This window comes from Vagococcus sp. JNUCC 83 (assembly GCF_053667615.1).
In genome coordinates this window covers 1,969,320-1,985,011 of the sequence record NZ_CM132204.1, presented here as the reverse complement: position 1 = coordinate 1,985,011, position 15,692 = coordinate 1,969,320, and the positions used below count along the sequence as shown (strand labels likewise).

Genomic DNA, 15,692 nt, shown 5'->3' with positions numbered 1-15,692 from the left:
CATGGAAAACAAAAGTGGTAGTCAAGCACCCACATCATCAAGCAGTGAAAAACCTGTTGCAAACAATGTACAGGGAGATAATACTGCAAGTAAAAAAGGTGCTTTATCAAAAATAACATTAGCAACATTTATTGGATTAACGTTTTCTTTAGTAGCAGGACCGTATTACTCAACTTTGACGGCAACAGGTTGGAACATGTTTTTATTTATGGGTATTGCAGTAATTGGGTTTGCCTTACCGATTGCTTTAATGTCAGGCGAGTTTGGGACAACGTTCCCAGGGCAAGGTGGTCCAGAGCTATGGGTTAAAAATACGCTTGGCCCTAAATGGGGATTTGTCACATCATGGTTGATTTGGGCAGCAATGTTTCCCTCAATGGTTGTCGTAGGAACTGGCTTTGCACCAATGGTTGCGTTGTTACTGAAGAAAGAAAGTTTAATCGAGAATTCGATGTTTACATTGGCGGTTATTTTAGGATTAGTTTGGTGTATGACACTGTTGAATTTAAAATTCGACATGGCAAAAGTAAATGGTAAATTCGGTATTTGGTTAGGTTTGTATATTCCTGTTGTGATGCTATTTATACTTGGTGTGTTTACCTTTGTAAAAATTGGTTTAAACCCAGATAGTATATTAGGAACCTTTTCATGGTCAAAATTAGTTCCTAAATCTTTCACAAGTGGTTCTGGAATGTACTTTAGTGGGATTATCTTTATCTTCTTAGGAATAGAGATGTCTTCTGTGTTTATTACTCGTCTGAAAAAACCATCTCAACAATATGCTAAAGGTGTTATTACATCCCTTATCTTATTAGCATTGTTCTCATTGGTTAACTCATTTTTAGTAGCAAATGTTATCCCAGCAGGTAAAATCCAATTAAACAATGGTGCTCAACCATTACAATTGTTTGCTGATCGTTTAGGATTACCATATTTTGTTGTCCAAATCTTCTGCTTACTTTCTATTGTGAGTGTGTTGACTAACATGTCTACATGGTTCATTAGTGCACAAAAAACAATTACTGCAAGTGCAAGAGAAGGGGACTTCCCAGAAAAATTCAAATTCTGGAAAACAAATAAATTCAACTCATCAAATACGTTACTATTTGTGCAAGCTATTGCGATTACTATTTTATCAGGAGCATATGTTGTTATCCCTGGAATTAACAAAGTATTCGTTATTATCACAAATAGTGGCACAATGATCTATTGTCTAGCTTATACATTAATGGCTTTAGGATTTATTGCGATGAGAAGAAAATCACCTGATACAGAACATCCTTTCCGCGTAGGTAAAAAAGGAAATGGACTTGGATTCTTCTTTGCAGGGTTACTTATAGTTACTATCGTGTTTGCCTTAACTTTAACGTTTATGAGTAATACGATCGAAAACTTAATCTTTGTTTTAATCTTTGTCGGTATCCTATTCAGTATTCCATTAGTCATATATAAAAATAAAAAGGACAGCTGGTTAACAGATGTACAAAAAGAAATGTCTAAAGATAGCACACAAACAACAAATAAATAACAAAATAAGGAGGCTGACCCAAAAGTCTCTTTACAGAAAACAAGCATTCCAAAATGAAACCTCTCATTTCAGAATGCTTGTTTTTTCGTGATCTCTTACTAATATCCTTCCTATTTTTTCTCAGTTTTCTTAAATTTAGTGCCATTAACGCAAATCCCAGCTCCTGTGAAATCTTATCTTTTCCTCTTACAGAGAATCGATTGAATGCCAAATTAGCCTTCAGATTTCCAAAGGCTGGTTCAACATCTATTTTTCTTTGACGGTATATTTCTCCTGTGACATCCTCTTTCAAAAGCTCTCTTACGTGAGCTTTAAAATATTCCCAATTCCCATTTCTTTGAATCACTCGATTTTTACTACTCTTCGCACGAGTACATAATGCTCTAACTGGGCAATTTAAACAAGACTCACATTCATACATTTTAAGTTGTCTTTTGAATCCAGATTTATCCGCTCGAGTAGAGTAATTTCTAAATTTGACGTCTCGATTATTCGGACAAATATAAGTATCTGCCAATTCATTATAAATCCAGTTATCTGGAATAAATGGATTTTGTTTGTATTTTTTAGTGTGTTCTTTCTGATACATTGTATAAGTAATTAATGGAGTTCTTTCAAAATCATCCAAAATTGCTTGATAGTTTTCTTCACTACCATAACCTGCGTCAGCCACAATGTATTTAGGTAAGTCAAAATAAGATTTCTTGATAGTATCTAAGAAGGGAATCATTGTTTTAAAATCCGTTGGATTTGAAAATGTTTCATATGCTAAAACGTATTGATGATTGGTTGCAATTTGAACGTTATATCCAGGTTTTAACTGACCATTCATCATGTGGTCATCTTTCATTCTCATAAAAGTGGCATCATGATCTGTTTTAGAGTAGCTATTTCTACCGTTATAAATATCATGTTGTTCTTTATATTTTTGCTTTCTATAGATAAAGTCAGAAAAAGCTTTCAATGCTTTTTTAGGCTCTTTACGCTCAGAACGAAGTTCTTTTCTCTCTTGAACATCTGAACTCTTTTCAATTTTAGTACTTAAATCACTTACTTTCATTTCCAATTCATCAATGATTTGTTTTAAATTTTCTGTGTTTAACTCATCATCTTCTGAACAAATAGATGGAATAATTTGCTCTTCTACAAGTTGTTGATAATAGGACTTTGACTTCTCTCTCAAAGATTCTTCATAACGTTGTGTGCTCTTTTTCCAAACGAAGGTATATTTATTTGCGTTGGCTTCTAACTTTGTTCCATCAATAAAAATAGCTTCTTCATCAATTAATTGTTGAGAAACAAGCTGATTTCTAAATTGAATAAAACATTCTTGAAGTATCGGTTGAACCAGTGGGTTCACTCTGAATCGATTAATTGTTCTGAAGTTAGGTGTCTGTGATTGCGTTAACCACATGGCACGAATGCTATCTTTAGACATAGCTTCTATCTTTCTTCCTGAAAAAATAGATTGAGTGTAGCCACACAGAATAAGCTTCAACATCATTTTTGGATGATAAGACGAACTTCCCATTCGATGCTCAAAAACTGAGAACACATCCACAGGGATACTTTCTACTAATTCATCAATCGCAAAAGCGATATCATTTTCTTCTAAATAAATATCTAAATTCAGTGATAAAGTAACCTGTTTCGTGTTATAATTCTTATACATAAATAGCACTCCTTTTAATTTGGTTTCGTCACTTTAATTATATAGGATAGTGCTATTTTTTACGTCAAAAAAGGAAGAAAATCGAAAAAAGATTTTCTTCCTTTTAGTTTATTCTAGAGACTTTTGGGTCAGCCTCCTTATTTTATGCAAATAGTTATTTAACTCACCATAAAAAAGTTGTGAGAGATTCACAAAATAAACGTGAGATATACATATAAAAGGAGTTATATATAAGTGTACAAACAAAACAATAATTTAAAGAATGGAGTGTTTTATATGTCTAGACCACTTAATAGTGAACGAATTGATGAAATGAAGAAAAATTTTAACTCGAATCGAGGCAATCAAGTCGCGCAAACTGCAGCTACTACCAATGGTTTATTTAAAGCAGCTGAAAATATTCGTTCGATTGATGACAATAATTTTAATTTTTCGATTGATGTGGATACGCATCAAGTAACGAATCAACGTCATAGTGGACGTTGCTGGATGTTTTCTTGTTTAAATGTGATTCGTTTCCAACTAGAAAAACAATACAACATTGAAAACTTTGAATTATCACAAAACTATCTTTTTTTCTATGACAAGCTAGAAAAAGCAAACTATTTTTATCAAAATATTTTAGACACATCAGGCGAAGAATTATCAAGCAGAGATGTGCAATTCTTATTAAACTCTCCTCAACAAGATGGTGGCGATTGGAACTTAATTATTTTGTTAGTTGAAAAATATGGTATTGTGCCAAAATACGAAATGGACGAATCAAGTTGTAGCATGGACTCAACAGAGTTAAACACATTACTCAATCGAAAATTAAGATCTGATGCGATTATATTACGTCGCATGATGGATTCAAATCAAACGGAGGATGCCATTAAAGAGTTTATAGATAATCAACTAGTGGAAGTGTATCGTATGCTATCAATTGCTCTAGGAACACCACCTGAAACGATTGATTTTACCTTTAGAGATAAAGATAATAACTATACGTCTTACCAAGGGATAACTCCAGTGGAAATGTATCAAAAATATGTCGATATTGATTTAGATAATTATGCTATTATCATCAATGTTCCAACAGAAAGCATGCCATTTAATCAAATATTTGAGGTAGAGTTATCTGGCAACATGGTTGATGGAAAACCTAATCGTTATTTAAATGTTGAGATGGATGAGTTGAAAAAACTGACAATTAAAATCTGGAGAACCAGTATGGTTTGCTTGTGATGTATTGAAACATTTTGACCGTCAAAAAGGAATTATGTCAGATAATCTATACAAATTTAAAGAATTATTTGATTTAGACTTTAATATGACAAAAGGTGAGAGATTCAACTATCGTGAAAGCTTACCAACTCACGCGATGGTGATAGCTGGTGTCAATATTGTTGATGGTAAACCAACTAAATGGAAAGTAGAAAATAGCTGGGGAGATAAAATTGGAGACAAAGGTTTTTGTGTGATGGTTGATCAGTGGATGACAGACTATCTATTTGAAGTAGTTGTTAGAAAAGAGTTTTTAACAGATACTCAACGCACAAACCTAGAAAAGGATGCGACAGTTTTACCATTCTGGAACCCAATGAATCCTATTACACCTATGATATAACACTTATTTTAATGATAATGTTTCTTCTAGTTGATGGACTAGCTAGGAGAAACATTTAGTATAATCCAACATATTGGTAATTTAATAACAGAAAGGCAGGAGAGCCACATGAGTAGTAAAGCTGATAGTACGAACAAACAAGGACAGACGTATATCTCAACCTATGCTTTGATAATGATGAATGTTGCGATTGTAGCCGGATTAGGAAATGACGCTCAACAAGCATTTTATGGGTTGTCATCTGTGACACTATTTGCGATTGGCGCACTCGTATTTTTTGTTCCAACCGCACTTGTCGCTGCCGAACTGGCTGGTGGGTGGTCAGAGCGTGGTGGTATTTTCCGTTGGGTTGGTGAAGGTATGGGGAAAGGTTGGGCATTTACGTGTCTACTTATACTTTGGTTCCAGACAACCTTTAACTTAGGGGCGGGAATGCCAAATTTTGCTGCAACGATTGGTTTTTTTACGCCAAATTATGATTGGGCAGTAAAATTTGCAAAAAAACCGTCTCATGAATTAATTATAATGTGTCTATTTTTAGCTATTTTTTGGTTAGTGACGTGGTTAGCAACTAGGGGGGCAAAAACTTTTTCAAGTATCTCTAAATACGGCGTCACAATCGGAACGATTATTCCATTAGTAACTATTATTGTTTTAGCAATCGTTTGGTTAGTCCAAGGACACACACCAGCTATTAAACTAGAACCTAGTGGGTTAGTACCAAAATGGCATGGTATGAGTACATTAGCTCTTGCTGCGGGCGTATTTTTCTCATATGCTGGGATTGACTTAAATGCTGCTCACATTAAACAGTTAAAAAATCCTAAAAAACAATTTCCAATTGCGATGCTTGTTGCAGGGCTGATTGCCTTTTTAGTGTTTGTTGTAGGAACATTGATTATTGCCATTGTTATTCCAGAAAAAAATATTAATATTATCTATGCGTTATATTCTTTATATCATGAATTAGGAGCTACGATTGGTGCTCCATGGTTATACTTGATTTTTGTTTATGTCGGATTTTTTGCGACACTCGCTATGTGGATTACTAACTTAGCCGGTCCTTCTTTTATGTTAGGACAAGCGGGACGAAGTGGCTTTTTACCAAAGAAATTACAAAGTAACAACAAACATGGTATGCCGTCTAAAATGCTTTATTTACAAGCTCTTTGTGTGACAGCTATTGCGTTTGTCGTGAAATTACTGCCAAACGTTGAAGGATTTTTTGTCATGATCACTCAAACAGTGACCATTCTTTACATGTTATATTATGTGTTGATGTTTGTCTCATTTTTACGTTTGCGTTACACGCAACCAAATCGACCTCGAACATTCACTGTCCCTGGAGGAAAAATTGGTGCATGGCTTGTATCCCTTGTTGGTTTATCTGCCTGTGTTTTTGGTATCGTGCTGTCACTTTACCCACCCGCTCAAGTAAAAAAAGAAGTGGGATCAGGAACAGTGTATGTTGTGACTATTTTAGTGTTGCTTGCTATAGTTTTATTGTTGGCATTTGGTATCTATCAAGCATCTAAACGTCATGATTGGGTGGATAAAGACAACCAATTTGCTCCATTTACTTGGGAAATCGAAGGATTTAATAAACCTAAAAAAGCCTTATCTAATATCCCTAGTGAAGTCTTATCTCATTATCAAGATCCAATGGGAATGCCCATTAAGAAAACATTTGATCCTAATGAAACCATGGAGGAACTGAATAAACAATTGGGCGCAAAAGTAGTCACTCAAACAACCTCAAAAACGACAGATCAAATGGCTGCAAAAAAATAATATAGGGTAAGGGTTAAGGAATGATTCTTAACCTTTTCTTTTGTTGACAAAATATTAAGAAGTAGACTAGAATTAACCTAGTGTTATTTATACCTTTTTTAAACAATGGTTGACTATAAGACATAAGAATGGGTGAATGATCATGGATGAAAAAAATTTGCAAGTAATTATGGGGCTCATTATGCATAGTGGGGATGCAAAAAGCCACGCTATGGAAGCCATACAAGCAGCTAAAACATCTGATTTTACATTAGCAGATGAAAAGTTAGAAGCTGCCAAAGAATCACTGGTTAAAGCTCACCAATCACAAACAGAGATGTTAACAAAAGAAGCCCAAGGAGAGTCAACAGACATCACACTTCTGACGGTTCATAGTCAAGATCACTTGATGACAGGAATTGCTTTTACAGATTTAGCTAAAGAGATTGTTGAATTGCATAAAATTGTTGATAAGAATAGTCGTTAGTATATGCCGAAGAAAAAATTTTCTTCGGTTTTTTTGTTATTAATGATAGTATAAAGGATAAAAGAAAAATTATTAGATTAGAAAGAAGGGAATACTATGCCATCCTACGCAGTCCCATTATCAACGGCATTTATTTGGTTTGCAGTTATATCGTTTGTTGGGACGATTCCTTGGACGATTTATCAATACAGAAAATATGGTTATTTTAACTTTTGGCGAAATGTGGTTCTGTTTAGCTTTATTTATTATTGTTTGACTGCCTTTTTCTTAGTCAGTTTACCATTGCCTAAAAATAGAGATGACGTTGAATTTAAACAACATGTTTATACGCAATTTAAACCTTTTTACTTTTTAAATGACTTCAAAACAATTTCAGGTTTTAATGCTAACCAGTTGCATACTTATCCTAAGTTAATTAAGTCATTTGCTTTTTTACAAGTGTTATTTAATGTCGCATTATTACTGCCTTTAGGAGTGTATTTACGATTCTTTTTTAAAAAAGCGAAAAAATGGTACTTGGCATTGCCGATTATATTTAGTACGACACTATTTTTTGAGGTCTCGCAATTAACGGCGTTGTTTGGCTACTATCGCTACCCTTATCGCTTATTTGATGTGGATGATTTAATGATGAATACTTTAGGAGGGATGCTTGGCTTTTTCGTTGCACCCTTGTTATTGTTTTTTATCCCTAGTCGAGACCAGTTGCACCAAAAAGATGTTACCTACTCAACTGCTCATATGGCGTCATATGGCTCTCAACTGGTAGAAGTATTACTAACTATTATTGTGTCACAAACGATTGGGTCGCTTGTTTCTAATTTATTATTCAGTGGTAACTACATGTATCCTTTACAGTTGGTGACAAGTTTTCTATTCATGGTCGTTCTGCCATATATCAAAAAAGGAACGACAATTGGTGGTTGGGTGATTAATTTGTCTCTTAAGCTACCAGAAAGTAAAAAAATAACATCACTCATTTATCGTTTTATACTCATCTATACACCATCAATAATTAGTCATGTAGGTAGAAGTATCAATTATTTTTATTCAGATAATCCATACATTATTTTAATTCAACTCCTCTTTTTCTTGATAACTTCTTTTGTTTGGTTAGCGTATGGAGTAGTTATTTTAAAAGATTGGATTCAGAAAAAAGAGAGTGTTTTCTTTAATCATGTTTCACGTATGACGTTTGTTAGAAAATAATACAAGGGTATTTTTTAATGTAGTCCAATGGTATGATGGACTAAAAAGGTGGATATTAATGAAAATAACAGAAGGTTATATGCCGTTTTTAGGCTATCAAACGTATTATCGAATTGTTGGAGAAGCATCTGAAAAAGCCCCTCTTTTACTACTTCATGGAGGTCCTGGTTCAACGCATAATTACTTTGAATTATTGGATGACCTATCTTCTACAGGGAGACAAATTATTATGTATGATCAACTTGGTTGTGGGTTATCTTCCATACCTGATGATTCTACGTTGTGGACAGCAGATACTTGGCTATCTGAATTAATCTCTTTAAGAAAGTACTTAAAATTAGACAAGCTTCATCTGTTGGGTCAATCATGGGGTGGTATGTTATTAATTAAATACATGTGCGATACGAAACCCAAAGGAGTGGAAAGTATTATTCTCTCTAGTACACTATCTTCTGCAGCATTATGGAAAGAAGAACAACATCGTCTGATATATCTGATGGATAAAAAGCATCAAGAAGCGATTGAAAAAGCAGAATTGACGTCTGATTTTTCGTCTCCTGAGTACTTAGCAGCAAATGATGAATTTTTGTTACGGCATGCAGGAGATGTACCAACTAAAGTGTCTCCTGAGCCTCTTAGGCGTCAAAAAAACAGAGGAGAGCAAGCTTATTTGTATGCGTGGGGACCGAATGAATTTTTCCCAACAGGTACTTTAAAAGAATTTGACTACACAGATAAGCTAAAAAGCATTGAAACGCCTGCATTGATTATTAGTGGAGTAGATGATTTAAGTACACCATTTATCGCTAAAACGATGTATGATAATCTACCTCATGCAACTTGGGAATTGTTTCAACATAGTCGACACATGCCTTTTGTAGATGAGTGTCATAAATATAAAGAGGTGTTATCACATTGGCTTGTAAAACATGATAGATAAAATAATTTAGAAATTATTTACTATCTCTTTATGAAAAACTATGATAAAATTTCCTATAAGAACATGTTGTTTCTTATATAGAAAACAAGGGGTCTGAATATGCAAGAAAATAATCCAAAACCATATGGAACAGTCTTAATTAAAGCGGCAAAAATTTTGGACTGTTTAGCAGATACGACAGGAGATATTACTTTAAAACAAATTGCAGATTTATCAGGGTTGACGACGTCTACTGCACTAAAAATTTTAGATACGCTGATGTTAATAGGGTATGTTACAAGAAATGAGAAAAATAAAACGTATTTTTTAGGACCTGGATTAGTCAAGTATAGTCAAGTATATTCAACTAATTCAATGTTAAAAAACATAGCTGAACCAAGCTTGGAAAAACTTCAGTCAGAAGTAGATGAAACAATTCATTTAGGAATGTCTAATAATGATGAGTTAATCTATATAGACAAACTAGAACCTAAAGAAAAATCTATTTATATGTCTTCAAAGGTAGGAGCAAGTAAGCCTCTTTATTCGACGGGAATGGGAAAAGTGTTCCTATCAGCTTATGGTGATGAAGAGTTAGCTAACTACTTTGAAAAGGTTCAGTTAAAAGCCTATACAGAAAATACTATTACCAACCAATTTTTAATGAAGAAAGAATTACAGAAAATAAAAGAAACAAATATTGCTTATGATGATGAGGAAATGGAAGAAGATTGTTATTGTATCGCTATGCCGATAAAGAATAGACAGGGAAAACTTGAAGGGGCATTTAGTGTAAGTATGCCCAAATTTAGAGCGAACGAGGAAATGATTCATTCAGTCATTGAGAAGATGGCTACTGCTAAAAAAACAATAGAAGATAATATGAATTGAGACAAACGAATATGAAATATGTGTGCCTAAGATACGTTTTATTTTTAAATAATACATTAATAACTTTTATCGGATTAGTATAATAAACGTAGCAATCATATAAAAAAATAAAAAAATAAAAATGTCCATAGAATGTTGAATTCTATGGACATTTTTTTGTGAATTAGAAAACTAATATAAAGAAAGTGTATACAAAGTTGTTCGAAAAAGGATCGTTTTGAACGTTTATCAAGATTTATATATTGATAGATTTTAGTCGATTGACTATAATTAAATTAATCTTCCGATACGAAAGGGAGAAAAATGTATGCTAGAAGGAGAAAAGAAAGAAATGAAAAAAATTATTGCAAGTTCAGCTGTATGTCTAATTGCTTTAGGTACAGGATTAAGTGTTTCAGCAAGTGGTATTAGTATGGATGGCCAAAAAGGTGAAACAGATGTACGTATTGGTTTTGAAAATGATTCAGATACAAAACCAACAGAAAATGGAAAAATACAATTATCTAGAATTCCTACAGCATTTGACTTTGGTCAATCAAATCGTGTTATCGACCAACCACAAATTATCAAATCACACAATGCTAATCCAACAGCTCCACAATACTTAGCAGTAAATGATTTGAGAGATGCACAAACTGGTAAATGGGAAGTTAATGCTACAGCTTCTGAAATTGTAAACATGGATCAAGAAAAATCAGCGACTGATAAATTAACAGGTGCAAATATTTCATTTACATCTAACGCTATGTCATTTACTAACCCTGATGTGACAAAACCTACAGCAGCTGGTACGCCATTTGCAGGTAAAGGTCTTACAGTATCTTCAGTATCTAAATTAGCTGCTGGACAAACACAACAAGTTTTAAACACAACTGATGCTTCAACTTTAGGAAGCAAAGAAGTGGGTGCTCAAATTACTGATGTATCTTTATATGTTCCTGCAAACGTTGGAACACCTAATGCTTTATACACTGGTACTGTAACCTGGACATTAGATGACGTAACTCAAGGTTAATCTATCTATGCGAGCTGAGCAATGTTATATTGCTCAGTTTACATACAAAAACAAATAACTTAGCTTGTTTGTTTTTGTATGTAAATAGAATGGACATAATCCTTGAGCTGTTTATATAAATTTGAAATGCTTAGGAGTGAGCAGGATGAAGAAAAAATGGTCGATATTATTAACGGCGAATTTATTGTCTGCTTTGGTAAGCCCATTGATGGTTCACGCCGTAACACCAACGACAGAATCTGAAGAAATTTTGAAAAACATTTCTCAAACATCTCAGACTTATGCAAGTGAAAATATCGCACAGAGTGATACTATTAAACAAACGTTAAAAAATATACAAGAAACGTATGACACACAAAAAAACACAGATGACACATCATCAACTGAAGATACCACTTATACGACTAGTACGACTCTGTCAGAGGAATCAACACAGCCAGCAGAAAAAGAAACGACAGAGAGTGATGCCTCAAATAATAATATCCAGAGAGTTAGTGCCCAAAGTGCTATTCAATCACGAGCAGTTAGATCAGTTCAAACAGGTACATGGGGAAATGTAACTTGGGAGTTTAACACAGCAACAGGCGAGTTAGTTTTAACAGGGACGGGAACGTTGGGCGCGTGGAGCACATCCCCTTGGAATAAAGGAACAGTGTCTGGACCATCCATTAAAAAAATTACAATCCAAAACAATATCACGGCACCATCTAATTCAAAAAATCTTTTTAGTTCAGATAGTTTGCAAAAAACATTAGCTAATTGCACTGAGATATCAGGGATTGGCAAACTAAATGTTAGTAGTGTGACTAATATGGAGGGTATGTTTGCTAATATGGAACATATTATCAATCTTGATTTATCAAATTGGAATGTTTCGAGAGTTACTGATATGAGAAATATGTTTGAAAATACCGCTAAAGATTCTAGTATAAAAGAAAAATGGTTAAATATATCATCATTTAAGATAACATCAAGCAAACCATATGATATAGATGCCATGTTTTTAAATTCTGGATTTACTAAATTTACAGTAGGAAATACATTTGATGTGCGGGGAGAAACAAGAGGTGCAAATTTTCCTATCGGAACTTGGTATGATGAAGAAGGGAATAAGGTTGGAACAAACGTTGGAAGTAACCAGTCATTTCTAGATTATTTAGCCAGTGGAAACGCTGGAACATACACAAAATATAAACCAGATCCAGTACCTGAAGTATTAAAATGGGGAGAAGTACCTTATACGTTTGATGAGAGTACAGGTAAATTAACCTTTACAGATGGTGGAACGTTGGGAGATTATACTGTGTCTCCTTGGAATAGAACAGATGGCAAAGCGATTAGTGCCTCAGCAGTGAAAAAAATTGAGTTTACAAATTCAGTTAAAACACCAGCTAATTCAAGTTATTTATTTTCTGACAAAAACAGCAATAAATTAACTCAATTAACTAGTCTTTCAGGGGCAAATAAGATCGATACAACTAATGCAACTGATATGAGTTATATGTTCGCTGGAGTGTCTAATCTAAAAACACTGGATGTTTCATCTTTTAAAACATTAAATACAACAAATATGAGTCATATGTTTCAAGGGATGATAAGTTTAGGCAGTTTAAATGTTTCATCATTTGAGACATCTAAAGTAAAAAATATGAGCTATATGTTCCAAGGGATGACGAGTATTACCACATTAAATGTGTCTAATTTCAATACAACAAATGTCACTTTAATGAATAATATGTTTGCTGGAATGTCAAATTTAACAAGTATTGATGTCACAAAATTTAATACATCAAAGGTTACAAACATGAGCTCGATGTTTGCTAATATGAAAAAAATATCATCATTGAATTTAGGGAACTTTGATTTCAAAAAAGTAACAAATAAAGGTTCTATGTTTTTAAATGATACATTGAAAGAAATCACATTGCCTAGCACATTTTCTGATTCTGCTAACACGACTAAATTAAATGATGTTCCGACTGATGATACATATAATGGTAATTGGGTTAATATTAATAACAAATCGAAAAAGTTAGGGCAAACTAAGGATTTCTTGACTAATGAGGCAGGTAAAGCTGGGACATATGTATGGGGAGAAAAAGCAGAAGATGTCTTAAAATGGGGAGAAGTACCTTATACGTTTGATGAGAGTACAGGGAAACTAACATTTGTAGACGGTGGAACTCTAGGAGATTATACAGTATCACCATGGAATAGAACAGATGGTAAAGCGATTAGTGCCACAGCAGTGAAAAAAATTGAGTTCACCAAATCAGTAAAAACACCTGCAAATTCAAGTTATCTGTTTTCTGATAAAGGAAGTCATAAATTAACTCAATTAACTAGTTTTACAGGATTGAATAATATTGATACAAATAATGCGACAGATATGGCTAATATGTTCTATGGTCAATCGAGTGTCACTCAACTAGATTTGTCACATTTTATCACTAAGAATGTAGTGAATATGAGTAATATGTTTTATGGTTTATCTAGTTTAGAAATATTAAACGTGTCATCTTTTGACACATCGAATGTGACAGACATGACCTCTATGTTTGAGGGACTACGAGCGCTAAAAGAATTAGATATTTCAAATTTCGATACGAAAAAAGTAACCAGTATGAAACAAATGTTTAATAATGACTCACTGATTACCAAGTTAGTCATTGATAATAAAAAGTTTGACACATCGAGTGTGACAGATATGTTTTATATGTTTAATAATATGTCGAGTGTGACGTCATTGGATGTTTCTGAGTTCAATACTGAAAAAGTGACAACGATGCAAGCGATGTTTAGAAATAATAAAGCTATTTCATCATTGAACTTAGCAAGTTTTAATTTTTCAAACGTCACTACTAAAACAGCAATGTTTGAAAATGACATACTTAAACAAATCACCTTACCAACAACATTTTCTGATACTTCTAACAATACCAAGTTAAATCAAGTACCAAAAGAGAATGGTTACAATGGTCAATGGCAAAACAGTAATGGTAAATTAGTTGGTCAAACAGATAAATTTTTACAAAATTATAATGGTATAACTGATGCTGGCACTTATGAATGGGGAAAATATCTTACATGGGGAGATGTGCCGTATGAATTTGATGAAACGACAGGAATATTAACTTTTATCGATGGTGGGACATTTGCTTCATGGCAGTATTCACCATGGAATAGAACAGATGGTAAGGCAATTCAATCATCTGATATTAAAAAAATAGTTCTTACAAAGAATGTCAAAACAAGTGCAAATGCATCATATTTATTTAGTGACGGTTCATTAACCAAAACATTAACCAATACAACCCAAATTGAAGGGTTAAATAAGCTAGATACATCTAATGCAATTAATATGCAAGGAATGTTTTCAAAGGCTGGAAGTTTAGTTAGTATAGATTTATCCAACTTTAATACATCCAATGTTACCAACATGAATTCTATGTTTTATAAAGTCACTTCGGTTACTCAATTAGATGCCTCAACATTTGACACAAAACAAGTGACAGATATGACTGCCATGTTTGAGGGGTCTACATCTTTGAAAACGTTAGATTTATCTAACTTTGATACAGTAAGTGTGACAAAAATGCGACAAATGTTTAACAATTTACATAACCTAGCAACCTTGAGTCTTGATAAAACCAAGTTTAATACATCGAATGTCAATGACATGGCTTATATGTTTAATGCTAATGAAAGTCTTAGTGAGATAGATGTGACTGGATTTAATACGGAAAAAGTGGAAAATATGTATATGATGTTTGGTAATATGAATAAGTTAACAACATTAGATTTAAGCAGTTTTAATTTCTCAAGTGTCTCAAATAAGAATAAAATGTTTTCAGGCGATACATTACATAAAATCACATTACCTAATACATTCTCTGATCCTAATAACACAACTAAACTAAATGATGTTCCAACAACTGATGGCTACAATGGAAACTGGGTAAACATTGATAATAAAAATGTGAATTTAGGTCAAACATCTGACTTCTTAAAAAATACAGCTGGAAAAGCAGGGACATATATTTGGGGACGTCAAAGTGCACTTCATTTAGTAAAAGTACCAGATTTGTATGATTTTGGTAGTAACAACGCCGTTAAGGATATTACTCAAATAATAAAACCAACAACATCTGATATAAAGAACGTTGAAATAAGAGACGACCGTGAGCAAAAAGGTTCTTGGAGTTTAAGTGTACAAGCAAGTCAGCTAGAAAGCGACAAGTTAGATAATTTAGGTCGAGCACGTTATCAATTTGACATCACGTCTACAACCGATGCTAATTTGCCAATCAATGGAATTGATTATGTGAATAAAAAAGTCGTGTTACCAACAGACAATTCAAGTCAAATATTGTACAGTGTCACAGACGATGATCAAAGTCCGACATCATACAATACATGGATTAATGATATGAAATTGATTGTTCCTGAAAATACAGGGAAACCAAATGAACAGTATCGAGGAACGATTACTTGGTCGCTTGATTTGACACCAAAAGATTAGATACTCTCAATCACTTCTCTTTAAAAGGAGTGATTGAGTCTTCATTTTTTAAAGGAATAGAATGATTTTC

Annotated in this window: 9 protein-coding genes and 1 pseudogene; 9 read left to right on the top strand and 1 reads right to left on the bottom strand. The window is 33.5% G+C overall.

Annotated elements, in window-relative coordinates; genetic code table 11:
• Window position 1 precedes the first annotated feature (1 nt).
• Window positions 2-1,528 carry an amino acid permease gene (locus tag JNUCC83_RS09565; protein WP_454459812.1) on the top strand — a complete coding sequence of 509 codons (1,527 nt, stop codon included), beginning with the start codon at window positions 2-4 and terminating at the stop codon, window positions 1,526-1,528.
• Here the strand turns inward: JNUCC83_RS09565 and JNUCC83_RS09560 are convergent.
• A complete protein-coding gene (locus JNUCC83_RS09560; RefSeq protein WP_454459811.1) occupies window positions 1,497-3,200 on the bottom strand; it encodes an IS1182 family transposase in 1,704 nt (567 codons plus the stop codon). The genes JNUCC83_RS09565 and JNUCC83_RS09560 overlap by 32 nt on opposite strands.
• Before the next feature lie 276 nt (window positions 3,201-3,476).
• On the opposite strand from JNUCC83_RS09560, the pseudogene JNUCC83_RS09555 reads away from it, so the two are divergent.
• The 8 genes and pseudogenes from JNUCC83_RS09555 to JNUCC83_RS09520 all read left to right on the top strand — a co-directional run bounded on the left by JNUCC83_RS09555 (window position 3,477) and on the right by JNUCC83_RS09520 (window position 15,622).
• A pseudogene (locus JNUCC83_RS09555) lies at window positions 3,477-4,809 on the top strand (C1 family peptidase).
• A 108-nt stretch (window positions 4,810-4,917) separates the two neighbouring features.
• The gene (locus JNUCC83_RS09550; RefSeq protein ID WP_454459810.1) at window positions 4,918-6,600 is read left to right on the top strand and encodes an APC family permease; all 1,683 of its coding nucleotides are present in this window, start codon (window positions 4,918-4,920) and stop codon (window positions 6,598-6,600) included.
• Window positions 6,601-6,739: 139 nt separating this feature from the next.
• Window positions 6,740-7,066, top strand: a complete 327-nt coding sequence (locus JNUCC83_RS09545) for a PTS sugar transporter subunit IIA (protein ID WP_454461360.1) — start codon at window positions 6,740-6,742, stop codon at window positions 7,064-7,066.
• A gap of 96 nt (window positions 7,067-7,162) precedes the next feature.
• Window positions 7,163-8,275, top strand: a complete 1,113-nt coding sequence (locus tag JNUCC83_RS09540; protein WP_454459809.1) for a VanZ family protein — start codon at window positions 7,163-7,165, stop codon at window positions 8,273-8,275.
• A 58-nt stretch (window positions 8,276-8,333) separates the two neighbouring features.
• Window positions 8,334-9,215, top strand: coding sequence for a proline iminopeptidase (gene pepI, locus JNUCC83_RS09535; protein WP_454459808.1), 882 nt, complete (start codon window positions 8,334-8,336; stop codon window positions 9,213-9,215).
• Window positions 9,216-9,314: 99 nt separating this feature from the next.
• Complete coding sequence (locus tag JNUCC83_RS09530) at window positions 9,315-10,085, top strand: IclR family transcriptional regulator (RefSeq protein ID WP_454459807.1); 771 nt, start codon at window positions 9,315-9,317, stop codon at window positions 10,083-10,085.
• A gap of 307 nt (window positions 10,086-10,392) precedes the next feature.
• Entirely contained in the window at window positions 10,393-11,100 is a 708-nt protein-coding gene (locus JNUCC83_RS09525; protein WP_454459806.1) for a WxL domain-containing protein, read from the top strand.
• Between the two features lie 145 nt (window positions 11,101-11,245).
• Window positions 11,246-15,622, top strand: a complete 4,377-nt coding sequence (locus JNUCC83_RS09520; RefSeq protein WP_454459805.1) for a BspA family leucine-rich repeat surface protein — start codon at window positions 11,246-11,248, stop codon at window positions 15,620-15,622.
• Window positions 15,623-15,692: the final 70 nt, after the last annotated feature.

What these genes read in the sequence shown, in the direction of transcription:
- JNUCC83_RS09540 (WP_454459809.1), top strand. Translation starts at nt 7,163, where the DNA reads ATGCCATCCTACGCAGTCCCATTATCAACGGCATTTATTTGGTTTGCA.
- JNUCC83_RS09520 (WP_454459805.1), top strand. Translation starts at nt 11,246, where the DNA reads ATGAAGAAAAAATGGTCGATATTATTAACGGCGAATTTATTGTCTGCT.
- pepI (WP_454459808.1), top strand. Translation starts at nt 8,334, where the DNA reads ATGAAAATAACAGAAGGTTATATGCCGTTTTTAGGCTATCAAACGTAT.
- JNUCC83_RS09565 (WP_454459812.1), top strand. Translation starts at nt 2, where the DNA reads ATGGAAAACAAAAGTGGTAGTCAAGCACCCACATCATCAAGCAGTGAA.
- JNUCC83_RS09530 (WP_454459807.1), top strand. Translation starts at nt 9,315, where the DNA reads ATGCAAGAAAATAATCCAAAACCATATGGAACAGTCTTAATTAAAGCG.
- JNUCC83_RS09550 (WP_454459810.1), top strand. Translation starts at nt 4,918, where the DNA reads ATGAGTAGTAAAGCTGATAGTACGAACAAACAAGGACAGACGTATATC.
- JNUCC83_RS09525 (WP_454459806.1), top strand. Translation starts at nt 10,393, where the DNA reads ATGCTAGAAGGAGAAAAGAAAGAAATGAAAAAAATTATTGCAAGTTCA.
- JNUCC83_RS09560 (WP_454459811.1), bottom strand. Translation starts at nt 3,200, where the DNA reads ATGTATAAGAATTATAACACGAAACAGGTTACTTTATCACTGAATTTA.